25 protein-coding genes and 1 tRNA gene are annotated in these 19,589 nt (G+C 62.7%); 10 read left to right on the top strand and 16 right to left on the bottom strand.

Features of this window, described 5'->3' with window-relative positions; all coding sequences use genetic code 11:
• Positions 1–80: 80 nt before the first annotated feature.
• Both ACXZ1M_RS08230 and ACXZ1M_RS08225 read left to right on the top strand, forming a co-directional pair.
• A tRNA-Thr gene (locus tag ACXZ1M_RS08230) sits at positions 81–156 on the top strand.
• Positions 157–257: 101 nt separating this feature from the next.
• Positions 258–1,094, top strand: coding sequence for an NYN domain-containing protein (locus ACXZ1M_RS08225; RefSeq protein ID WP_459052686.1), 837 nt, complete (start codon positions 258–260; stop codon positions 1,092–1,094).
• Between the two features lie 50 nt (positions 1,095–1,144).
• Here the strand turns inward: ACXZ1M_RS08225 and ACXZ1M_RS08220 are convergent, their stop codons facing one another.
• The gene (locus tag ACXZ1M_RS08220; protein WP_459052685.1) at positions 1,145–1,426 is read right to left on the bottom strand and encodes a helix-turn-helix domain-containing protein; all 282 of its coding nucleotides are present in this window, start codon (positions 1,424–1,426) and stop codon (positions 1,145–1,147) included.
• 341 nt (positions 1,427–1,767) lie between these two features.
• On the opposite strand from ACXZ1M_RS08220, the gene ACXZ1M_RS08215 reads away from it, so the two are divergent.
• The gene (locus tag ACXZ1M_RS08215) at positions 1,768–2,112 is read left to right on the top strand and encodes a hypothetical protein (RefSeq protein WP_459052684.1); all 345 of its coding nucleotides are present in this window, start codon (positions 1,768–1,770) and stop codon (positions 2,110–2,112) included.
• Here the strand turns inward: ACXZ1M_RS08215 and ACXZ1M_RS08210 are convergent.
• The 6 genes from ACXZ1M_RS08210 to ACXZ1M_RS08185 form a co-directional block, all read right to left on the bottom strand.
• The gene (locus tag ACXZ1M_RS08210; protein WP_459052683.1) at positions 2,093–2,371 is read right to left on the bottom strand and encodes an XRE family transcriptional regulator; all 279 of its coding nucleotides are present in this window, start codon (positions 2,369–2,371) and stop codon (positions 2,093–2,095) included. The two genes, ACXZ1M_RS08215 and ACXZ1M_RS08210, sit on opposite strands and share 20 nt — an antisense overlap.
• A gap of 81 nt (positions 2,372–2,452) precedes the next feature.
• A complete protein-coding gene (locus tag ACXZ1M_RS08205; RefSeq protein WP_459052682.1) occupies positions 2,453–2,992 on the bottom strand; it encodes a hypothetical protein in 540 nt (179 codons plus the stop codon).
• A 15-nt stretch (positions 2,993–3,007) separates the two neighbouring features.
• Entirely contained in the window at positions 3,008–3,757 is a 750-nt protein-coding gene (locus tag ACXZ1M_RS08200) for a DUF899 domain-containing protein (RefSeq protein ID WP_459052681.1), read from the bottom strand.
• Between the two features lie 19 nt (positions 3,758–3,776).
• Positions 3,777–4,448 (bottom strand): DUF5074 domain-containing protein, encoded by a 672-nt coding sequence (locus ACXZ1M_RS08195; protein ID WP_459052680.1) that lies wholly within the window; start codon positions 4,446–4,448, stop codon positions 3,777–3,779.
• Positions 4,449–4,494: 46 nt separating this feature from the next.
• A complete protein-coding gene (locus ACXZ1M_RS08190; RefSeq protein WP_459052679.1) occupies positions 4,495–5,715 on the bottom strand; it encodes a helix-turn-helix domain-containing protein in 1,221 nt (406 codons plus the stop codon).
• A gap of 79 nt (positions 5,716–5,794) precedes the next feature.
• Positions 5,795–6,121: a hypothetical protein gene (locus ACXZ1M_RS08185; protein ID WP_459052678.1), complete on the bottom strand. Its 327-nt coding sequence runs from the start codon at positions 6,119–6,121 to the stop codon at positions 5,795–5,797.
• A gap of 158 nt (positions 6,122–6,279) precedes the next feature.
• Between ACXZ1M_RS08185 and ACXZ1M_RS08180 the strand changes: the two genes are divergently transcribed.
• Positions 6,280–7,539, top strand: coding sequence for an aminotransferase class V-fold PLP-dependent enzyme (locus tag ACXZ1M_RS08180; protein WP_459052677.1), 1,260 nt, complete (start codon positions 6,280–6,282; stop codon positions 7,537–7,539).
• Between the two features lie 2 nt (positions 7,540–7,541).
• Here ACXZ1M_RS08180 and ACXZ1M_RS08175 read toward each other — a convergent pair whose 3' ends face one another.
• Positions 7,542–7,787, bottom strand: coding sequence for a hypothetical protein (locus tag ACXZ1M_RS08175; protein ID WP_459052676.1), 246 nt, complete (start codon positions 7,785–7,787; stop codon positions 7,542–7,544).
• Between the two features lie 85 nt (positions 7,788–7,872).
• On the opposite strand from ACXZ1M_RS08175, the gene ACXZ1M_RS08170 reads away from it, so the two are divergent.
• Both ACXZ1M_RS08170 and ACXZ1M_RS08165 read left to right on the top strand, forming a co-directional pair.
• The gene (locus ACXZ1M_RS08170) at positions 7,873–8,553 is read left to right on the top strand and encodes a hypothetical protein (protein ID WP_459052675.1); all 681 of its coding nucleotides are present in this window, start codon (positions 7,873–7,875) and stop codon (positions 8,551–8,553) included.
• Between the two features lie 18 nt (positions 8,554–8,571).
• Positions 8,572–9,225: an energy transducer TonB gene (locus tag ACXZ1M_RS08165; protein WP_459052674.1), complete on the top strand. Its 654-nt coding sequence runs from the start codon at positions 8,572–8,574 to the stop codon at positions 9,223–9,225.
• A gap of 3 nt (positions 9,226–9,228) precedes the next feature.
• Here ACXZ1M_RS08165 and ACXZ1M_RS08160 read toward each other — a convergent pair whose 3' ends face one another.
• Positions 9,229–9,414 (bottom strand): hypothetical protein, encoded by a 186-nt coding sequence (locus ACXZ1M_RS08160; protein ID WP_459052673.1) that lies wholly within the window; start codon positions 9,412–9,414, stop codon positions 9,229–9,231.
• 42 nt (positions 9,415–9,456) lie between these two features.
• Positions 9,457–9,867, bottom strand: coding sequence for a response regulator (locus ACXZ1M_RS08155; RefSeq protein WP_459052672.1), 411 nt, complete (start codon positions 9,865–9,867; stop codon positions 9,457–9,459).
• Between the two features lie 192 nt (positions 9,868–10,059).
• On the opposite strand from ACXZ1M_RS08155, the gene msrA reads away from it, so the two are divergent.
• The 3 genes from msrA to ACXZ1M_RS08140 all read left to right on the top strand — a co-directional run bounded on the left by msrA (position 10,060) and on the right by ACXZ1M_RS08140 (position 12,173).
• The gene (msrA, locus tag ACXZ1M_RS08150; RefSeq protein WP_459052671.1) at positions 10,060–10,563 is read left to right on the top strand and encodes a peptide-methionine (S)-S-oxide reductase MsrA; all 504 of its coding nucleotides are present in this window, start codon (positions 10,060–10,062) and stop codon (positions 10,561–10,563) included.
• A 108-nt stretch (positions 10,564–10,671) separates the two neighbouring features.
• The gene (locus ACXZ1M_RS08145; protein ID WP_459052670.1) at positions 10,672–11,070 is read left to right on the top strand and encodes a DUF1842 domain-containing protein; all 399 of its coding nucleotides are present in this window, start codon (positions 10,672–10,674) and stop codon (positions 11,068–11,070) included.
• Between the two features lie 86 nt (positions 11,071–11,156).
• Positions 11,157–12,173, top strand: coding sequence for a cupin-like domain-containing protein (locus ACXZ1M_RS08140; protein WP_459052669.1), 1,017 nt, complete (start codon positions 11,157–11,159; stop codon positions 12,171–12,173).
• Positions 12,174–12,175: 2 nt separating this feature from the next.
• Here the strand turns inward: ACXZ1M_RS08140 and ACXZ1M_RS08135 are convergent, their stop codons facing one another.
• Genes ACXZ1M_RS08135 through ACXZ1M_RS08120 form a run of 4 tightly spaced genes read right to left on the bottom strand, consistent with a single transcriptional unit; the run spans position 12,176 to position 16,141 of the window.
• The gene (locus ACXZ1M_RS08135; protein ID WP_459052668.1) at positions 12,176–13,606 is read right to left on the bottom strand and encodes an amidohydrolase family protein; all 1,431 of its coding nucleotides are present in this window, start codon (positions 13,604–13,606) and stop codon (positions 12,176–12,178) included.
• Positions 13,603–14,397 (bottom strand): ABC transporter permease, encoded by a 795-nt coding sequence (locus ACXZ1M_RS08130; RefSeq protein ID WP_459052667.1) that lies wholly within the window; start codon positions 14,395–14,397, stop codon positions 13,603–13,605. The genes ACXZ1M_RS08135 and ACXZ1M_RS08130 overlap by 4 nt, the downstream gene beginning before the upstream one ends.
• The gene (locus ACXZ1M_RS08125; protein WP_459052666.1) at positions 14,394–15,161 is read right to left on the bottom strand and encodes an ABC transporter ATP-binding protein; all 768 of its coding nucleotides are present in this window, start codon (positions 15,159–15,161) and stop codon (positions 14,394–14,396) included. The genes ACXZ1M_RS08130 and ACXZ1M_RS08125 overlap by 4 nt, the downstream gene beginning before the upstream one ends.
• An 11-nt stretch (positions 15,162–15,172) precedes the next feature.
• The gene (locus ACXZ1M_RS08120) at positions 15,173–16,141 is read right to left on the bottom strand and encodes an ABC transporter substrate-binding protein (RefSeq protein WP_459052665.1); all 969 of its coding nucleotides are present in this window, start codon (positions 16,139–16,141) and stop codon (positions 15,173–15,175) included.
• Between the two features lie 372 nt (positions 16,142–16,513).
• On the opposite strand from ACXZ1M_RS08120, the gene ACXZ1M_RS08115 reads away from it, so the two are divergent.
• Entirely contained in the window at positions 16,514–17,494 is a 981-nt protein-coding gene (locus ACXZ1M_RS08115; RefSeq protein WP_459052664.1) for an isopenicillin N synthase family dioxygenase, read from the top strand.
• Here ACXZ1M_RS08115 and ACXZ1M_RS08110 read toward each other — a convergent pair.
• Together ACXZ1M_RS08110 and ACXZ1M_RS08105 are read right to left on the bottom strand one after the other, a co-directional pair.
• Positions 17,491–18,612: a branched-chain amino acid ABC transporter substrate-binding protein gene (locus ACXZ1M_RS08110; protein WP_373988723.1), complete on the bottom strand. Its 1,122-nt coding sequence runs from the start codon at positions 18,610–18,612 to the stop codon at positions 17,491–17,493. The two genes, ACXZ1M_RS08115 and ACXZ1M_RS08110, sit on opposite strands and share 4 nt — an antisense overlap.
• A gap of 105 nt (positions 18,613–18,717) precedes the next feature.
• Positions 18,718–19,506, bottom strand: a complete 789-nt coding sequence (locus tag ACXZ1M_RS08105; protein ID WP_459052663.1) for a substrate-binding periplasmic protein — start codon at positions 19,504–19,506, stop codon at positions 18,718–18,720.
• Positions 19,507–19,589: the final 83 nt, after the last annotated feature.

The raw sequence follows: 19,589 nt of genomic DNA, 5'->3' as shown, positions 1-19,589 counted from the left end.
GCTATTTTTGCATCGTTGGTGAAATTTATCGGATTTGCACTAGCGTATTGCGGAAGTTCTTTGTTAGAATGCGGGTCGTCGCCGCTTTAGCTCAGTTGGTAGAGCAGTTCATTCGTAATGAAAAGGTCGCCAGTTCGATTCCGGCAAGCGGCACCAAGGATTCATCAAAAAACCCGCTTTCTCTTAGGAGGAAGCGGGTTTTTTGTTGTCCTTGCAAATTCGACAGCTTATTGACAGCATGACGGGCCACGAGTACGATGAACGTACAACTCATCCCTTGTAGCGTCATTCAGTTGGCTTTTACTTGGGACGGAAAAGCCGCTCTTTGGGCGGCTTTTTCACATCTGAGAGGTATGGCTGTGTCCGATAACTCGTCATTTCCCATAAGTGTTGCTGTCTATATTGATGGCGATAATTTGTACTATGGCCGATTGCGAGGCACTCCTTTCAAGTGGCTGGACATAGTTCAGTTTTTCGATGCGTTGATGGCGCGACGCGATCAGCACGAAGCGATCGAGAAAGTCGTTTATTTCACTGCGCCAGCTTTGGCAACCTTTGCCACCCATGGCGCAGCGTCGGTAGAGGCACAATCCTCTTATCACAGGGCATTGCAAGCTATCCACGGCGAGCGGCTGGAGATCATCTATGGCAGCCACTCCTATGACAGGGGTGGAGCAGAGCTTCCCAGGTTTATCGAGGGGCGTCCTTACAATCGACGCGATCGTGTCAAGGTTTGGAAACTTGAAGAGAAGAAGACTGATGTGAATATTGCTATCCGCATGTATCGCGATGCGTGCAGAGGCAAGTATCGGCGAATCATTTTAGTGTCGAATGACAGCGATGCAGAACCCGCACTGGCCGCGATCCGAGAGGATTTTAACGAGATGATGATCGGCATCGTGTCCCCGGTGCGGCCACCTCAACCTGGAGTGCCCCACCTTCGAAGGACCAGCGGTTCGTTGGTAAAATTTGCGGATTGGACAGTTCCTTACTTGCTGGACGAACACTTGGCTTCGGCGCAGTTGCCACACTTGGTCGCAACTAAGAAAAAGCCGATCCGAAAGCCTCGGCATTGGGGTGCCAACGCCAGTTGATCGGCAGATACAATCGATTTAGTGCGGGTGCTCAGATATAGCGTAGTGATCTACGAAGGGCGCAAACTATTGAGTCGGGCCAAGGCTTCGCTAAAGGTGGCTGTGCTGATATTGCGGAACTTCCCATTTAGTACGGCTGACAGCGAGTCTTCCGGCATGTCAATGATTTCTGCGGCATGAGACTGCGTTATTCCAAAATCGTCAATAACAAGTTGAAGTTGAGGCGCGAGCTCGGCCTTGGCCAGCATTAGGTCGGCATCAGGGTAGCCCAGGTCTGCGTAGACATTCCCGCTACCTTCCTCAACGAGAACGCCGTTGATAATGGTGTTCATGACCAATTGCTCCTGTGGTGTTGTAGCTAGCATGCGGGTCTAATTGAATGGCTCTGCCGCGTGCTATTGCGATTCCAAACTCAGACTTCTTTTGAAAGCAGTGTAGTACATAAATTTCGGTGTGATGGCACCTACGCGTTTGACAGTATGGCAGGCGACCCATACGATAGTTGTGCAAAGCCGACCTCCCGCAGTAGTGGGAGCGCATGCTGCGTCTGCTGGAAAAAATTGCTATGGGTTCCTACTTCCGCGAGAACGACAGGAGCTGCTTCCATGGTTACTCAATTTAGATTGCTGCTCAGCTGAAAGAGCTGCCGTCGGAGGATGCGGCGACTCTCCTTATGGAGACCTTTCCGCTCGATGCATCGAACTGGAGCGAGGCCCTTAGAATCATGGCCCATCGTTCATGGAAGCGGCCGGACCAAATGCGTCTGGCTCGTTTCTACCTCAAGAAAATGCCATTCGCCGCTGCAACGCCATACGAAGTATTTGCTTCGTTCATGTCCGTGCCCAGGCTGATCGCTGTCATCAAAGAGGCGTTGCCCAGCACGCCGGCAGAGAGGCAGTTGGTTGCGTATTACGTCTGTCGCGTTTTGAGGAAAAACATTAAGACAGATCGCGATCGCGATATGGTGGAGCGATTTGTTGCGGAACTGGACTCAACGCTTACAAATGCAGGCTGCTGAGTCGGACCAGGCTTTCGCGGATGGTCGTTTGGCTGACGTCGCGGATCTTCCCGTCCAGTAGATTGGATAGCCAGGATTCCGGCTTGCCGATGAGTTCTGCCGCCTGCGAATGCGGCAGCCCGAGGTCATCTATGAGTTGCTGGAGCTGATAAACAAGTTCGGTTTTGATTTCCACTTGTTCGGCATCAAGATAGCCCGAGTCTGCATACACAAACCCATTTTCATCTTCAACGAAAACGCCGTTGATAAAGTTGTTCATACCCGCTAGCTCCTTCCCGCTGCCGCTGCAATTCCCATGTGGGCTTTGCTAAAATAAAATTAGCAACAATGTTAGCACAGCTCAGTGGCCGTGAGTGCAGCGGCACGCAACGGCTGCGATCACACCTATAACGGCCAGCATCGCGGCAGTGTGGAGGCCGACGGCGGCAAGGGCCAAGGTGATGGAGCCGGACGCGGTGAGCTCCCGGGCCGGAGTGTCGGACAGGCAGAGTGGGATCAATGCCGGCACCAGCATCAGGCCTGCACCGTGTGCGGTTGACATCATGAACGACCATAGCATCAGTGCAGCCTGGCCGCCCGGCTTGCGAGGGCGGCTGCCAACGCGCCGCCACAGGTAATGCGCCAGCATCCCGACGAACAATCCGGCCGCTATCCAGCGCAGAATCGCGCGATCCGTCACCAGCCCCAACGCCACCGCAGCCGCCACCAGTGCGACCGATGCCATGTGGCCGGCCGCTATCGGCACCAGGGCGCGCAGCGCCTGCTTGCTGTCGCGCGACTGCACGCCGCGTGTGGCGGCGAATAGCCAGCCGGTCGCAGGGTTCAGCCCGTGCAGGGCGCCGAGGCCTGCGACCGCCAGCCATGGAAGCAAGCTGGACATGCTCCGCGCTCCAACTCAGGCGCTCGCTGCGCAGCAGGACGACGCCGCCGGCGCCGATTCGTAGCGATCGTGATGACGCACCCATTCCATGGGGTACGACAGCTCGTCCTCATTGCGTCCCAGCGGCGTCAGGTCGAGGACGTTATAGGTGTGCATCATGACTTCGACGCCGCGCCCAAAGGTCGAGTAGCTGAGGTAGATCTGCCCGTCATCGTCCTTGAAGAATACGCTCACGCCCGGCGCATCCGGATGCGGGAACGGCTGCTGCTTGTAGTTGTAGTAGACCTCGCCCGTGCCGATTTCTTCCGGCGTGAAGCTGACATGGAAGTCGTAGTTGAAGTCGCTCTCGCCCGACGACACCCACTGGAATTGCCAGCCCATGCGCTGGCGCATGCGTTGCAGGTCGGCCAGCGGTGCGCGCGAGATCGCCACCACGGTGGTGTCGCGCTGCGCCAGATGCGGCAGCGCGCCGTTGGTGTGGTCCGCCATGTACGAGCAGCTCTTGCAGCCTTGCTCGGCGCCCGGCGTGAACATGAAGTGCTGCACCACCAGTTGCCGGCGGCCGTCGAACAGTTCCGCCAGCGTGCGCGGGCCGGATGGCGTGTCGAATACGTAGTGCTTGTCGATGCGCAGCCACGGCAGTTTGCGGCGTTCGCGGGCGAGCTGGTCCTTCATGTGCGTCAGTTCCTTTTCGCGCGCCAGCAGCGTTTTGCGTGCCGCCAACCATTCGCCTGCGGAGGCGATGGGGTGATGTGTCTGGTTCATGATTCTGCTCCTGTCGTGATCAAGCTGCTGCTTTGGGACGGCGCACGGCGCGCACCTTGCCGCTGGAACCGCCGCCGGCGTAGAACAGGTCGGCGCCGTCGGATTCGAGGCCGCTGATGTTGACGCCGGGCGGCATGCCCAGCCGTTCCAACACGGCGCCATCGGCCGGGTCTACGCGGAGCAGTTCGCTCTCGTCACCTTCCCAGGTGCCGTGCCATAGCTGGCCGTCGACCCAGGTCACGCCGGTGACGAAGCGCTTGGAGTCGATGGTGCGCAGGATCTTGCCGGTGGCCGGGTCGATCTGGTGGATCTTGCGGTCGCGGTATTGGCCGACCCACAGGCTGCCTTCGGCCCACGCCATGCCGGAGTCGTTGCCGTCGCCGGGTGCGGGGATCGAGGCCACCACTTTGCCGCTGGCCGGGTCGATCTTGTCGATGCGCCGTTCGGCGATCTGGTACAGGTGGGTGCCGTCGAAGGCGGTGCCGGCGTCGCAGGCGCAGGGCAGGGAGTCGGCTGGGTCACCGCTGGCCGGGTCGAAGGCGATCAGGCGCTTGCCGGTGGCGGCCCAGACGCGCTTGCCGTCGTGGGTGACGCCGGCGATGCTGCCGGCGTCCGGGAAGGGGCCGTATTCGCGCACGATTTCGGCCGGGCGCAGGGCTGGTTCGGCGAGTTTGCTGGTGTTGCTGGTCATCGTAGTCTCCTGTGGATGCGCCCGAAATCGGCGCCGCAAGAGCACTTTATGTCATTTGCAACGCGGCAGGGAGTAACAAGATTGTCGTGTATCCGGCCAGCGGCGGCGCCAGCCAGCGCCGGGTGCGGGTGCGGCCGATGGCGCGTACGCGGCCTTCCGCTTCCAGCTCGGCCAAGGCGCGCTGCACGGTGCGCTGGCTGGCGTTCAACGCCAGGGCCAGGGCGGAAGTCGACCAGGCTGCGCCGTCGGACAGCAGGGCGATCAGCGAGGCCTGTTCGCCGTCGATGGGCGGCGCCAGCAGCGCCACCCCGCGCCCGTCCAGCGGACGCAGCACGAAGCCGCGCGGCGTGGCCACGATCTCGGCCATGGGCTTGAGCAGCGCGCGCAGGCGGCCGATTTCAACCCGCAGGCGGGCGCGGTGGGTTTCGTCGGGTTGCTGGGTATTGAAGGCGTTGTCGATCAGCGTTTCGCGGTCGATGTCGCCGGGCCAGGCTTCGGCCAACACTCGCGCCAGCGCGAATAGCACGGGCCTGCGCGCCAGTGGCTGCCATTGCGCGCCGGCGCAGATGCCACGGCGGCAGCCGTCGATCACCAGTGTGTCGGAGTCGAGCAGCTCGGCCACTTCGTCCAGCCGCAGTGCGCGTGCATTGCCGGCGGACAGTTGGCGCGCGGCAGGGTGGTTGAGTGCGCTGCGGGCTTCTTCCACTTCCGCGAGCAGCGCGGGGACGCGGGCGCGCTGTGCCGCCGCGTGTGCGCGTTCGAGGGCGGCGCGTGCCGGCGCCACGTTCAGGGAGCGCAGGCCCAGTTCTGCCGATGCCAGTTCGGCGGTGGCCGCCAGTGCCGGCGGCAGTGGGCGGCCGTTCAGGTGGGAGAGTTCTGTTTCCGCTGCATCCAGCTGGCCTAGCAGCAAGAGCTTGCGCACGGTGATGAGGCGCGCGTGGACGGCGTTGGCGTGGTCGTCATGGGCTTCGAGCGCGGTCAGCGCGGCCGTCAGCGCGCGCGGCGTGCCGCCGAGGTCGCGCATTGCCAGCGCCACTTCGGCTTCGGCCACAACGCAGCGGGCGCGTGCCAATGCTTCATGCGAACCGAAGCCGCGCGCGGCGCGCTTCAGCAGTTCGCGTGCGCGCGGGTGTTCGCCCAGCTGGGCCATGGCGATGCCGCGTAGCGCCAGGGCCGGCGGGTCGTCGCGCAGGGCGATATGTTTGAGGGTGCCCAGGGCGTCGCCAGCGGCGAGCGCCCTGGCTGCGGCGGCGATCAGGGAGTCCATGGGGAGAGCATACACTGCCGGGCTTCGCGCCGGTCCTGAAGATGCTGTGCAGACTTCGGGGGATTTATGCCGTCGTGAATTATATTGGCGCCAGCGCTTGAAAGCTGTGCAGCGCGCCTGCGTGTTCGCCGCCGTCCATCGCTTGCGCCAGCGTGTGCATGTCCACTTCCAGCCGCTTGCGCATGGCGCCCAGCATCACGCGCACGAAGGACGACGCCGGCTGGCCGGCTGGTTTTACCGTGAGCGAGGTGTAGGTCAGGCGTTCGGAGAACGGTCGGAACACCAGTCCCGCATGCAGGTAGTCGCAAGCGGTGATCGGGTTGACGATGGCGATGCCCACCTTGTTGCGCACCAGTTCGCACTGACTGATGGTGAACGGGCACTCCACCTCGGTGCGCAGTTCCACGCCGTGGCTGCAGCTCGGCCTCGTTGCTGAGGATGCGCATGCGGCCGGTGCCGAACTGGCGCAGCGCACGGATGCGCTGTTCGATCACTTCCATGCCAACGCATGGACGGTGCGGCTCTTTATGCTAGGCTTCATTATCAATCTCTGGGAGTGGCGGCATGAATGCACATCAAGTGAACCGGCGCAAGCTGCTGGGCGCGGCGGCGGGTTTGACCGCGCTGGCGGCGACGGACCTGTACGCGGCGCCTTCGTCGGCTGCGGACTGGGAGCGCATCGCCCAGAGTTACGACGTCGCCAGTGATTTCGTCAATCTGGAGAACGGCTACTACGGCATCATGGCGCGGCCGGTGGCGGAGGAGTTCAAGCGTAATATCGATTACCTGAACCGCTACAGTTCCTTCCATCTGCGTCGGCAGTTTGATAAAGCGGGCATGGAGCAGATCCGCGCGCAGCTGGCGGTACACACCGGCGTGGCGGCGGAGGAATTGGCGATCACGCGCGGCGCCACCGAGTCGCTGCAAAACCTGATCAGCAACTACCGCCTGCTGAAGCGGGGCGACACCATCATGTACTGCAATCTCGATTACGACGCCATGCAGTACGCCATGAACGATCTGGCGCAGCGTCACGGCGCCAAGGTGGCGCTGGTGCAGATACCGGAGCCGGTGTCGCGTCAGGCCGCCATCGACGTGTACGAGAAGGCGCTGCGCCAGCATCCGCGCACGCGGCTGCTGCTGCTCACGCACCTCAACCATCGCACCGGCTTTGTGCTGCCGGTGGCGGAGATCGTCAAGCTGGCCAAGTCGCGCGGGGTCGACGTGATTGTCGATGTGGCGCAATCGTGGGGACAGCTCGACTTCAAGCTGCCGGACCTGGGAGCGGATTTCATCGGCGCCAATCTGCACAAGTGGGTTGGAGCGCCTTTAGGTACGGGCTTTCTGTACATCCGCAAGGAGCGGCTGGCCGACATCGGCGTGGAGCGCGGCGATGAAGATTTTGCGATCACGGACACCCGCTCGCGCGTGCATTCCGGAACGGTGAACGCGGCCGCGCTGATGACGATACCTGCGGCGCTCAAGCTGCACGAGGAAATCGGCCTGGCGAATCGCGGCCGTCGGCTGCGCGAGCTGCGCGACTATTGGGTGCATCAGGTACGCGACCTGCCCAACATCCAGGTGCTCACGCCGGACGACGCCGGTACCTACGGCGCGGTGACGTCGTTCCGCGTGCGCGGGCACACCACGCCGGAAGCCAACGTGGCGTTGGTGAACCGGCTGGTGGAACAATACGGCGTGTTCACGGTGATGCGCAAAGGCCCGGTAGGCGGCGCCTGCATCCGCGTCACCCCCGGCCTGTTCACCCGCACCGCCGACCTCGACAAACTGGTCGCCGCCATCCGCGACCTCTCGGTGGCCTGAGCTTAGTAATCCGCCAGCTTCGCTTTGTCGACTTCAATCAACTGGTCGAGCCGCAGGGTTTCGCCGGTGCTGAGGGTGAGGTAGTCGGCGCCTTCCTTGGCGAAGACGTCGGTGATGACGGCATTGCGTGTTTGGATGCTACCGTCGGCGTCGCGGTATTGGATGTCGGTGGCTGCGCGTCGCGTGGCGTGGACTTCCAGCAGATCGTGGAAGTCGCAGCTGATCGGTTGGTATTGTTCGCTGGTCATGAAGTTTCCCTCGCTGATGAGTGCGCGGCCATATTTTTAGATGAGGTACATTGATTTTATAACATCATCCAAGGGATATGCGCCAATGAAATATTACGCCACTGCGGCCGCCATCATGCTGGCCGCCTCGCTCACCGCCTGTCAGAAGAAGGCCGACGACACCGCCGCCGCCCCCGCGCCCCAGCCTGTACCGGCCGCCGCGCCGGCGCCTGTCGAAACGCCGCCCGCCGAGCTCACCTCCGAGCAGCGCAAGCTGGCCGAGAAGAAAGCGGCGCTCGATTACGGCGTGATGGAAGACAAATACCTCAACGATCCACGCGCGCAATGGGCCACCGAGGCCAAGGCCAGCTCGGTTTTCGGCGACACCAACGGCGCCACGCCGAGCGAGTCGAATCTGCCGGACAAGGCCACCGGCCCTTCCGATGACCGTCAATGGACCAATAGCAACATCGACAAAGGCTTCGACTGGTTGCAGCTGGGCTACGCCACGCCGGTCAACGCCACCGAACTGCGTTTCGTCATCAGCGGCGGCCAGGGCGTGGAGGCCATCAACAAGGTCGAGCTACAGGACACCGACGACAAATGGCACACCGTGTGGGAAGGCCTGAGCGACGCCAAGCGCGATACGCGCGGCACGCGCACCTGGTTCGTGCGCAGCTTCGAGAAGACCAGCTACAAGGCCAAGGGCGCGAAGATCACGTTCGCCAACAACCTGCAGCATGACTACAAGGTGATCGACGCGGTGCAACTGGTCGGGGACAAGTAAGCGCGCTATCATCGCGGCATGAACAAGAAACTTCTTGCCCTTGCCGCTGTCGCCGTAGTGTTCGCTGTGCTCAATCTTGCTGGCCGCGCCCAGTCCGGAACGCCGAAGGCGCCGCTGCAGGCGCTGGTCAGTCCCGCCAACTGCACTCAGCCGCAATGGCCGGCCGAGGCGCGCCGTTACGAAATCGAAGGCGTGACCACGCTGCGGTTTGAAATCGGCGCCGACGGCAAGGTGGTGCGTCCGGCCATCACGCACAGCAGCGGCTGGCGCATTCTGGATGAGGCCGCCATCCGCAGCGTGTCGCAATGCGTGTTCCAGACTAACCTGGATGCCGCGCGCGATGGCAAGGTGTTCCCGCTGCAATATGTCTGGAAATTCTCCGGCCCGCCGGCCGCGCGTCCGCTATTGGTGGCCAACAGTTGCCGGCCGTCCGATCGCTTTGCCGACTTCCGTGAAGCCGATCCGCGTCCCAGCGGCAAGGATGGCATCCTGTTGCGCTTCCTGCTGAACGGCGAGGGCGCGCCGGTGCGCGTGGTGGCCGAAGCGGCCGGCCAGCCGCAGGAGTTGGTCGCCCAGGCGGTGGATTATCTGCAAAGCTGCCGCTTCGCCCATGATCCCAAGGCCACGGCCGAACGTACCGATACGGCCTTCGGCCGGGTGGTATTGCGCTGAAGTTCAGGTGCGCAGGTCTGCCGCGCGGCGCTTGTCCGGCTCGCTCAGCACGCGGGCGATCACCGGCAGGGGCACGCCTGCCTCTTCCAGAAACACGGCTGCCGCCTCGCGGCCTTTTTCCTCCGCCATGGCGATGCCGGCGTTGACGGCAACCGCTTTGGCGCGGTCGGGGCGTGTACGTCTTTCCATGGTGACACCTCCTGTCTGACCCAAGACAGTATCATAAAAGCATTATGAGGCGCTTACCGCAGTCAGTTGTTCGCGTTTGTGCAGGGCATTGCGCAGCGCCGACAGGATGCGCTCCAGGTTCGCCGGCTTGATGATGTGCTCGTCGAAGCCGGTGTCGATCACCCGCTGCCGGGTCACCACATCGCCCCAGGCGGTGAAGGCGACCAGCGCCACGTCGTCGAAATCCGGCACGGCGCGCAGGGCGGATGCCACCTGGTAGCCATCCATGCCGGGCATGCCGAGGTCGAGCAGGATGCCGTGCGGCTGGAAGGTGCGCGCCGCCTCAAGCCCGGCCAGGCCGGAATAGGCAACGTTGGTCTGATAGCCGTGCAGCTCCAGCAGTTCAGCGGAAATGTCGGCTGCTTCGGCGTTGTCGTCGATGACGAGAATACGTTGTTGAGTGGTCTGGTCCATAATCTTGAACGATGAGTGAGACGTTACGTTCGGCTGGGTCCAGGCCGGGGGAGGAGGGCGCGGCGGGGGAAGGGCGCGCGGCAGGAACGATGAAATTTCCTAAGGTTAATTATAGTTGGATTTCGGCCGCACGCTTGAAGAAATCTGTTTTTGTCTCCAAATTAGCTACCGACACCATTAAAAGGAATCAATATGACAAGCACCACTGAAAAGGCCATCCTGGCCGGCGGCTGTTTCTGGGGCATGCAAGACCTGATCCGCAAGATGCCGGGCGTGAAGGCCACGCGGGTCGGCTACAGCGGCGGCGATGTGCCCAACGCCACCTACCGCAACCACGGCACCCATGCCGAGGCGATCGAAATCGTCTACGATCCGGCCGTGCTCAGCTACCGCAAAATCCTGGAGTTTTTCTTCCAGATCCACGATCCGAGCACGCCGAATCGCCAGGGCAACGACATCGGCCTGAGCTACCGTTCGGCAATTTTCTATGTCGATGAGCAACAGAAAACGACGGCCGAAGACACTATCGCCGACGTCAACGCATCGGGCATCTGGCCCGGCAAAGTGGCCACCGAACTGGCCCCGGCCGGTGCCTTCTGGGAGGCGGAACCGGAGCACCAGGACTATCTGGAGCGCATTCCCAACGGCTACACTTGCCATTACGTGCGTCCGGGCTGGGTTTTGCCTAAGCGGTAAAGTCTTTCAAAAACAGTGACTTAGAACGCGGAAGGTATTCGGAAGGAAAGTTTTAGGCGGCAGACCTACAGTGAGGGCCATGTTTCACACCCTCACGTTAGGAATGCCATGAGCCAATTATTTGCCGCAGTCTACGAAGTCTCCAGCGCCACCGTCGGCCGCCCATCGTTGCGCCTGAACCTGGTCGTCAACCGCGATACCGACAGCGTGGTCGGCGCCGCGATGCTGGAAACCGTCACCGCCGATGTGTACGAAATGCCGGTGCGCGGCCACCTGATGGAAATCGACGGCGACGAGCCGATGCAAGCCATCGTGCTGGCCGGCTCGCCGCCGGTGTTCGCCGTGCTGGACGAGCAGCCGACCGCGTTCCAGATGCTGTTGATTTTGCCCACCGCCTGGAAAGATGGTCAGGCTTGCTACAAGATGACGCTGGGCAATATCTACCCGCGCGTGATCGATGTCCGCGACGGCAAGGCGCGCGCGGTGCTGCCGGAAACCTCCTATTGAGTGAGGGACATGCCGGCGCTATTCCCGGTTTCGGCTCTGCGGTACACTAGGCAACTCACGAGCCCGGTGTAAAAACGATGCAGACCATGAACCAAGCGAATGTTGCTCCGCAGCAGGAAATCAACGATCAGTGGCGTAGCTGGATCGCCGAAAACCTGATCCTTGGCGGCCTGCCGGAAGCGCTGGTCGGCGCCATGGTGCAGGCCGGGATCGCCGAGCCGACGGCACGCCTGGAGATGGATGCGGCCCTGCAAAGCCCCTACCTGCGCGGCAGCACCCGTTTGAAAAACCGCTTGGGCAAGCGTGATTGGGTGCTGGGCATCCAGTCGCGCTTGAACAAGCTGGTGTCGCACGAGGTGCCGCGCCGGGATCGTTTGTCCGGCCAGGATTTCCTCGAACAGTACTACAGCCGCAATGAACCGGTCATCATCACCGGCATGCTGGAAGACTGCCCGGCGCGCGGCAAGTGGACCTTCGACTACCTGGCGGCGGAGCTGGGCGAGCGCGAGGTGGAAGTGCAGTTCGGCCGCGACGCCGATCCCAACTACGAAATGAACAGCCCGAAGCACAAGCGCCGCATGCCCTTCGGCGACTACGTGGCGATGGTGCGCGACGCCGGCGTGACCAACGATTTCTACATGACCGCCAATAACAATGGCCAGAACAAGGAAGCGCTCAGCGATTTGAAACGCGACCTGCCGCCGTTGACCGAATACCTGGTCCCCGACAACAGCGGCTTTTTCTGGTTTGGCCCGGCCGGCACCATCACGCCCTTCCACCACGACCTGACCAACAACTTCATGATCCAGATCGCGGGCCGCAAGCGCGTGCGCCTGATGGCCCCCTGCTACACGCCGAAGCTGTACAACCAATCTCATTGCTACACGCTGGTCGACGGCAGACAGATCGACCTGCAGCGCTTCCCCATGATGGCGGACGTGCCGGTGATTGAATGCGTGTTGGAGCCGGGCGAGATCCTGTTCCTGCCGGTGGGCTGGTGGCACTTCGTCGAGGCGCTGGACGTCACCATCACCATCTCCACCACCCACTTCAAGTGGGACAACGATTTCTATTCCTGGTATCCACCCGACCGCAATTTCTAGCGTCAGGCCTGGCTGCTGCGGCTTTGCAGCTCGCGCACGGCGGCGCGGGCCTGTGCGCCCAGTTCCGCCAGGTCCAGGTCCGGTATGGCGTCGTGCTCCGCCACCACGCGTCCCGCCACCAGCAGCGCGTGCAATGACGGCCGGCCGCCGCCCGCCACCGGCGCGATAGCCAGGTCGTGCAGGCCGAAGTAGCGCGGGTCGTCCAGTTTGTAGATGGCGATGTCGGCTGCCTTGCCCACTTCCAGCGTGCCGATGGCATCCATGCCCAGCACCGCCGCGCCGCCCGCCGTGCCCCAACGCACCACGTCCTCGATGCGCGCCGCATCGGCGCCGCCTTCGCTGCTGCCGCCGTGCGCGCGGCTGCGCGCCAGTTCGCCGCGCCGCGCGCGTTGCATCAGCCAGGCGGCGTGGGTTTCGGAGATCATGTCGGCCGCTTCGTTGGAGGCCGCGCCGTCCACGCCGATCGAGACCGGCACGCCGGCCGCTTCCAGCGCCGGGATGTCGGCGATGCCGCTGCCCAGCCGTCCGTTACTCTGCGGGCAGTGGGCGATGCCGGTGCCGGTGGCGCCCAGCTGGCCGATTTCGTCGTGGTCGAGTTTCACCAGGTGTGCGAACCAGACGTCAGGCCCCAGCCATTCGTACTCGCCGCAGAAGGCTACCGGCGAGCGGTCGTATTTTTCGCGCGCGCTGTTCTGGTATTCCACCGTTTCGGACAAGTGGCTGTGCAGGCGGACGCCGAGGCGGCGGGCTTCGCGCGCGCAGGTGCGCAGCTCTTCCGGCGCCATGGAGTACAGCGGCGTGGTCGGCGCCATCACCACGCGGCGCATGGCGTCCGGCGCGGCCTGGTGATAGCGTTGCGTCAGGCGTTCGCAGTCGGCCAGGAACTGGTCCAGCGATTCCGGCCGCAGCGCCTGCGGCAGTTCGCTTTCCAGCTGGCGCGTGCGCGTGGCGCCACCACGGCATAGCACAAAGCGCATGCCCAGCTTGTCGGCTTCGTCGAACAGGATGGCCGATCCGTCGAAGGGCATGCCAGGATAGTAAAGGTAGTTGTGGTCGGCCACCGTGCCGCAGCCGCTACGCAGCAGTTCCACCAAACCGATACGCGCGGCCAGGCGGAAGCTGTGTTCATCGTAGGCGGCGCGGAAGCGGTAGGGCGTGGCGGCCAGCCATGGCGTCAGCGTCAGGTCCAGGCCTTGCGGCTCGCCCTTCAGCAGCGACTGGAACAGATGGTGATGGGTGTTGACCCAGGCCGGGTACACCACGCAGTCGCGCGCGTCGATCACGCGTTCGCCCGCCTGCGGCGTCAAAGCACCCATGGCGGCGATGACGCCGTTCTCGATGCGGATGTCCGGTCCTGCATGGCGTTCGCCGGCGCCGCGCCGGCCGGTGAGGATGGCGCTGGCGTTGCGGATCAAGATAGTTTTCTGGTTCATGCCATTTCACTTTCGTGCCAATGCGACAGGGCCAGGCGCGTCACCATCGCCATCACGCCGAACAGCGCCACGCCGCTCAGGGTAATCAGGAACAGCGCGGCAAACAGGCGCGGGATGTTCAATGCAAAGCCGGCCTGCAGGATCTGGTAGGCCAGTCCCGCGCCGGTGCCGCCGGTGCCGGCCACGAACTCCGCCACCACCGCGCCGATCAGCGCCAGGCCGCAGGAGATGCGCAGGCCGCCGAAGAAGTAGGGCAGCGCGCTCGGAATGCGCAGTCGGCGCAGCGTGTCCCATTTGCTGGCGTGGTTGATGCGGAACAGGTTGAGCAGGCCGGGGTTCACGCTGCGCAGGCCCAGCACCGTGTTGGAGATGATGGGGAACACCGCCACCATGGTGGCGCAGATCACCAGCGCCATGGTCGGGTCCTTGACCCAGATGATGATTAGCGGCGCGATCGCCACCACCGGCGTCACCTGCAGCAGAATGGCATATGGCAGCAGGCTCGCTTCGATCACGCGGCTTTGCACGAACAGGAAGGCAGCGGCGCTGCCGGCCACCACCGCCAGCGCGAACGCCATCATGGTGATGCGCAGCGTCACCCACAGCGAGCCGGCCAGCAGGTCCCAGTCTTCCACCAGCGCGCGGCCGATGGCGCTGGGTGCGGGCACCAGGTATTCGGGCACCGCCAGCGCGGTGCAAACGGCCTGCCATACGGCGAGCAGGATGACACCGAGCGCCAGCGGCGCGGCCACGCGTTGCGCGGCGGGATGGGAGAGCAGGGGCATGTTCATGCTGCGTTCCTTTCGTAGTCGGTATTCGCTTGCGTCAGCAGGGAGGACAGCTCGGCGCAGTAGCGCATGAAGGGCGGCGACACGCGGAAGGCGTCGTCGCGCACCAGCGGGCCTTCGATCGGCACGTCGGCAATCACGCGGCCCGGCCGCGCCGCCATCACGATCACGCGGCTCGACAGGTACACCGCTTCGTAGATGCTGTGGGTGACGAAGACCACCGTCAGCCCCCGCTCGGCCCACAGCGCGCGCAGGTCGGCATCGAGCTTGTTGCGGGTGAATTCATCGAGCGCGCCGAACGGCTCATCCATCAGCAGCAGGTCGGCGTTGGTGGCCAGCGCGCGGGCGATGGAGACGCGCATCTGCATGCCGCCCGACAGCTCGCGCGGATAGGATGCGGCGAATTTATCCAGTCCCACCAGCTTGAGCGCACGCGTCACGCGCTCGTTGGCTTCGGCGCGGTCCAGCTTTGCCAGGTCCAGTGGCAGGCGCACGTTCTCGGTCACGCGCGCCCACGGCATCAGGGTCGCTTCCTGGAACACCATGGCCAGCTTGCGGTCTTCGGCGCGGCGGATATGGCCGGCCGAAGGCTGTTCCAATCCCGCGAACAGTTTGAGCAGCGTGCTCTTGCCGCAACCGGAAGGGCCCAGCAGCGAGACGAACTCGCCGGGCTGTATGCCCAGCTTCACGCTCTCCAGCGCGATGGTGCCGTTGGGGTAGGTCTTCTCAACATGGTTGGCGTACAGCGCCGGCATCAAGGTGGCCATGGTCATCTCCTTTAAGGCAGTACGCGCAGGTCTTGGACGAACTGCGTGGTGTAGGCTTTCTTCCAATCGGCATCCGCTTTCAGCAGGCCGGTGCTCACCATGAAGTCGCGCGTCTTTTGCCAGCGGGCGTCGCTCATGGTGCCGATGCCTTTGGTGGCGGCCTCGCCGCCGTTGATCATCTTGTATTCCTTGAGCTTTTCCACGCCCCATGCCAGCTGGTCGTCCTGCATGTTCGGATTGTCCTTCTTGATCAGCGCATTGCCCGGCGCCGGATTTTCAAGATAGCTCTTCCAGCCCTCCATCGACGCCTTGACGAAGCGCGCCACCAGGTCCGGCTTGTCCTTGGCGGTCTTCTGCATGGTGACGATGGTGGTGCCGTAGGGCGGATAACCGTCGTCGGCGAACAGGAAGAACTTCGCTTTCACGCCGCCTTTGGTGGCGGCGAAAACTTCCGACGATGCGTAGGCCTGCTGCGCCGAACGCGGATCGGCAAAGAAGGGCTGCAGGTTGAAGGTGTAGACGCGCGACTGCGCATCATCGAGCTGGTATTTATTCTTCAGCCACGGCCACCACGTGGTACGGCCGGAGGTGGAGACCAGCACGGTGCGGCTTTTCAGGTCGGCGAGGCTTTTCACGTCGTCGTGCGTCATCATGCCTTGCAGTTCGCTCTGGAAGCTGGCGGCCACGGTGGTGATCGGCACGCCGGTCTCCACGCTCTTCAGCACCTGCAGGTCGTAGCCCATCAGGAAATCGGCCTGGCCGCTGCTGAGGATCTGCACGCCGTTGACCTGCGGGCCGCCCATGCGGATGGTCACATCGAGTCCATGCTTCTTGTAGTTGCCGGTGGCGACAGCCTGATAGAAGCCGCCATGTTCGGCTTGCGCGTACCACGAGGTGAGGAAGGTGACTTTGTCGGCGGCCAGCGCGGGGGCGCCGAGGCACAAGGATAAGCAGAAGGTAAGGCAGGAGCGTAGTCGCATGATGGTCTTCCAGAGAGCGTTGATAACGCGCCCGCAACCGCACCAATCATGAAGAGCATAGCGCTTCTTGAAGGTGCGCACTGGCGCAGCTTCAAGAGCAATTTCCCCCTGCGGCTAACCTCAGGTGAACGCTTATACTCTTGCCCTTGTGTGATGCAAATCCTGTGCCACCGCTTTTGCCCGTGCGCGGGGCGGTGCGCGCACCATGGTGATGCGAGCGATATCGATATTGGTGCGGCAGCGCCTTAATCATGTGCTTTTTCGCTGGCCTGGAATTTGCATCGACAGGCGGCGAGAGTATAAGCGTTCAGCGGCCGCCCAGGCCTGCAGGGAATTGCTCTTGAATCCTTCATCCATTCAAGAGGAACGCTTATGTACGCACTCAAAGAACTGAACAAAGAAGCCCGTATGGGCACGCTCGGCACCGAAACCGGCAAGCGCGAAATCCGCCGCATCGATCTTTCGGACTTCAACACACGCAAGGCGCAGATCGCCGATGAGCTATGGGCTGCATCGGTGGATGTGGGATTTTTCCAGGTGCGCAATCACGGCATCGATCTGGATAGAGTGCGCGCGGCCTTTGCGGCGGCGGAGTCCTTCTTCGCGCTGCCGGATGCGGTGAAAGCGCAGTACCCGCTGCGCAAGGCCGACAACGCCGGCTGGGAGAGCAAGGCGCAGGTGCGGCCATCGACCGGCACCGCCGATCAGAAAGAGTCGTACCAGATCACGCGTCCGCATATGAGTGTGCTGTGGCCGAGCGAGGAAGAGCTGCCTGGCTTCCGCGCGACCATGCTGGAATTCGAATCGCAGTGCTGGCAGGTCGGCATGCGCTTGTTGTCCTGCTTTGCCGACAAGCTGGGATTCGACAGCGATTTCTTCACCAAGGCGCACGATCCGCAGCAGGCGAGTTACCAGAGCACCTTGCGGCTGCTGCATTACTACGCCATCGACCCATCGATCAAGGACAAGCTGGGACTGTGGCGCGCGGGTGCGCATACCGACTTCGATTGCCTTACCTTGCTGTTCCAGCAGAAGAACCAGAGCGGGCTGCAGGTCTGTCCGGGCAAGGAGATGGATGCGCAGGAGTGGACCAGCATCGAGCCGGCGGACGATGTCATCACCTGCAATATCGGCGACATGCTGATGCGCTGGAGCGACGATCAGCTGCCGTCGAATTTCCATCGCGTGAAAAACCCGCTGCCGGATGAATACCTGGGGCCGCGATACAGCCTGGCGTTCTTCTGCCAAGCCAACCGGGATGTGATGATCGAAGGGCCGGGCAAAAAATACCCGGCCATCAGCGCCGACGACTACCTGAAGCAGCGCGTCGCCGCCAACTTCAAAGCGTATTAATACGTCGTCAGCGGCGAAGGCTGGCCGGCCTTGAAGGTGAAGATGGTTACTGGCGATTGCTTCATGTCGCCTTTGGCGTCAAACGCATAAACGCCGGCCACGCCTTGATACGAACCGGCGCTGATGACCGCCTGTACCTTCTGCGCGTCGATCGAATTCGCTTTCTGCATCGCTTGCGCGTACATCATGACGGCGTCGTAGTAGGCGGCCGCGTACACATCGGCCTCCTGCTTGAAGCGCGCCTTGAACTTGGCCTTGAAGGCCGGGCCGGTCGATGCCTTGTCCAGGATCGCGCCACCCTGCGAGCACAGGACGTTGTCGGCCACCGCATCGCCACCGAGCTTGCCCATTTCGGCGGTGCAGATGGTGTCGCCACCCAGCAGCTTGGCGTTGATGCCCAGCTGTTTCATTTGACGTGCCATCGGCGCGGCCTGTGGCGCATAGCCGCCGAAGAAGATCGCTTCGACCTTCTTGGTTTTCAGCTTGGTCAGGATGGAGGTGAAGTCGAAGGCTTTGTCGTTGGTGAACTCGTGGCCGGCCACGGTCATGCCGGCGGCTTTGGCCTGCTTCTTGAACTCTTCCGCCACGCCCTGGCCGAAGGCGGTACGGTCGTCGATCACGGCCACGTTCTTCAGCTTCAGCTCATTGGCCGCGTACAGCGCCATTTTGGAACCGAGTTGCGTGTCGCTGGCGTTCACGCGGTACAGGCCTTTGTAGCCTTGCTGGGTGAGTTTTGGATTGGTGGCCACGGTGGCGATCAGCGCACCGGCGTCGTTGTAGGCGCGCGAGGCGGGAATCGCCACGCCCGAATTGTACGGACCCACCACGTAACGCACGCCGTTGTCGATCAGCTTCTGGGCGGCGGCCACGCCGGCTTTCGGGTCGCCCTGGTCGTCTTCCGACAGCAGTTCGAATTTCAGCTTCTTGCCGCCCACGGTGATCGGCTTGGCGTTGAGTTCTTCCACTGCCAGACGCGCGCCGCTTTCGTTGTCCTTGCCGGAGAAGGATTGGGAGCCGGACAGGGGGCCGCTATGGCCGATTTTGACGACGGTGTCTTGGGCCTGGGCGGCAAAGGCGGTCAACAGCGCCAGCGCGGCGGCGGTATGCTTCAATTTCATGCGATCTCCTGATTCGAACTGCGGTTTTGATAATCCGATGATTATCGCCAAAAACGCAAAATATTATCGTGTGACTTGGGGCCTCAAACGGTGGCCGTTCAGAATTTAATTCGGTGCGCGCTGGTGTATCCGGGCCAGCGCTGCGTTGATGCGGTCGATGATGGTGGTGTCCTTGTTGCGGGCGATGGCGAAAAACACGCCGGCGTCGATGGCCAGGGGCTTGGGCAGCACGCTGTAGCCGGCGTTGGCGGCGCTGCCGATGTCGGCCAGGCGTGACTTCATGTAGGCGTTGACTTCGGCCTCGACATCGGCGGCGGTCTGGGTGTTGGGCTGGAACAGCAGCACCGCGTCGACCCGCCTGAGCATCAGACGCGTGAGGCGCGTGCCGCGCGAGGCGATGTTTTCGTCGGTGCGGAAGATGGTGCCGCGTGCGCGTTCGACTTCTTCGCCGTAGTCGTAGCCGCGCACCAGACCGATGGATCTGCCGCGCAGGTCTTCGATGGTGTTGAAGCGGAAGGTGGCGTCGCTGCGGGTGACGATCCACAGCTTGTTGTAGGCGGCCACTTCGGAGTAACGCAGGGCGTGCAGGCGTTCGGCGTTTTTCGGCAGGCCGAAGATCACGGCCACGCCGTCGAGGGCGTAGCGTTCGGCGCGCGCCCAAGGGTACATGCGCAGTTCGAAGACGACGCCCAGTTCGCGTTCGAGGTCGTTCAGCAGCTTGCGTTTGAGGGGATTGATCGGTTTGGGCTTGCCTTGTTCGTCCAGCGTGTCGCCGATCAGCAGGGGGATGGTTTGCGGGCCGGCCGTGGCACGCGGCGCAGGGGCGCAGCACAGCAGGGCGGCGAGCAGGATACCCGTGATCGAGAGGCGAGGCGTCGGCAAAAAGGTCGGCATGCCTACGATTATTGCAGATATTCCCGGTCATGCCGAAAAACCGTGGGCCATGATCGTCATTCCCGCGTAAGCGGGAATCCATA

This window comes from Duganella paludis, assembly GCF_054461335.1.
Note: the sequence above shows the minus strand (reverse complement) of the source record. Positions and strands in the feature narration are given on the sequence as shown.

Bases quoted from the DNA above. Each gene is read 5' to 3' on its own strand.
- ACXZ1M_RS08225 (WP_459052686.1), top strand. From the start codon at position 258: ATGAACGTACAACTCATCCCTTGTAGCGTCATTCAGTTGGCTTTTACT.
- ACXZ1M_RS08220 (WP_459052685.1), bottom strand. From the start codon at position 1,426: ATGAACACCATTATCAACGGCGTTCTCGTTGAGGAAGGTAGCGGGAAT.
- ACXZ1M_RS08215 (WP_459052684.1), top strand. From the start codon at position 1,768: ATGGAGACCTTTCCGCTCGATGCATCGAACTGGAGCGAGGCCCTTAGA.
- ACXZ1M_RS08210 (WP_459052683.1), bottom strand. From the start codon at position 2,371: ATGAACAACTTTATCAACGGCGTTTTCGTTGAAGATGAAAATGGGTTT.
- ACXZ1M_RS08205 (WP_459052682.1), bottom strand. From the start codon at position 2,992: ATGTCCAGCTTGCTTCCATGGCTGGCGGTCGCAGGCCTCGGCGCCCTG.
- ACXZ1M_RS08200 (WP_459052681.1), bottom strand. From the start codon at position 3,757: ATGAACCAGACACATCACCCCATCGCCTCCGCAGGCGAATGGTTGGCG.
- ACXZ1M_RS08195 (WP_459052680.1), bottom strand. From the start codon at position 4,448: ATGACCAGCAACACCAGCAAACTCGCCGAACCAGCCCTGCGCCCGGCC.
- ACXZ1M_RS08190 (WP_459052679.1), bottom strand. From the start codon at position 5,715: ATGGACTCCCTGATCGCCGCCGCAGCCAGGGCGCTCGCCGCTGGCGAC.
- ACXZ1M_RS08180 (WP_459052677.1), top strand. From the start codon at position 6,280: ATGAATGCACATCAAGTGAACCGGCGCAAGCTGCTGGGCGCGGCGGCG.
- ACXZ1M_RS08175 (WP_459052676.1), bottom strand. From the start codon at position 7,787: ATGACCAGCGAACAATACCAACCGATCAGCTGCGACTTCCACGATCTG.
- ACXZ1M_RS08170 (WP_459052675.1), top strand. From the start codon at position 7,873: ATGAAATATTACGCCACTGCGGCCGCCATCATGCTGGCCGCCTCGCTC.
- ACXZ1M_RS08165 (WP_459052674.1), top strand. From the start codon at position 8,572: ATGAACAAGAAACTTCTTGCCCTTGCCGCTGTCGCCGTAGTGTTCGCT.
- ACXZ1M_RS08160 (WP_459052673.1), bottom strand. From the start codon at position 9,414: ATGGAAAGACGTACACGCCCCGACCGCGCCAAAGCGGTTGCCGTCAAC.
- ACXZ1M_RS08155 (WP_459052672.1), bottom strand. From the start codon at position 9,867: ATGGACCAGACCACTCAACAACGTATTCTCGTCATCGACGACAACGCC.
- msrA (WP_459052671.1), top strand. From the start codon at position 10,060: ATGACAAGCACCACTGAAAAGGCCATCCTGGCCGGCGGCTGTTTCTGG.
- ACXZ1M_RS08145 (WP_459052670.1), top strand. From the start codon at position 10,672: ATGAGCCAATTATTTGCCGCAGTCTACGAAGTCTCCAGCGCCACCGTC.
- ACXZ1M_RS08140 (WP_459052669.1), top strand. From the start codon at position 11,157: ATGAACCAAGCGAATGTTGCTCCGCAGCAGGAAATCAACGATCAGTGG.
- ACXZ1M_RS08135 (WP_459052668.1), bottom strand. From the start codon at position 13,606: ATGAACCAGAAAACTATCTTGATCCGCAACGCCAGCGCCATCCTCACC.
- ACXZ1M_RS08130 (WP_459052667.1), bottom strand. From the start codon at position 14,397: ATGAACATGCCCCTGCTCTCCCATCCCGCCGCGCAACGCGTGGCCGCG.
- ACXZ1M_RS08125 (WP_459052666.1), bottom strand. From the start codon at position 15,161: ATGGCCACCTTGATGCCGGCGCTGTACGCCAACCATGTTGAGAAGACC.
- ACXZ1M_RS08120 (WP_459052665.1), bottom strand. From the start codon at position 16,141: ATGCGACTACGCTCCTGCCTTACCTTCTGCTTATCCTTGTGCCTCGGC.
- ACXZ1M_RS08115 (WP_459052664.1), top strand. From the start codon at position 16,514: ATGTACGCACTCAAAGAACTGAACAAAGAAGCCCGTATGGGCACGCTC.
- ACXZ1M_RS08110 (WP_373988723.1), bottom strand. From the start codon at position 18,612: ATGAAATTGAAGCATACCGCCGCCGCGCTGGCGCTGTTGACCGCCTTT.
- ACXZ1M_RS08105 (WP_459052663.1), bottom strand. From the start codon at position 19,506: ATGCCGACCTTTTTGCCGACGCCTCGCCTCTCGATCACGGGTATCCTG.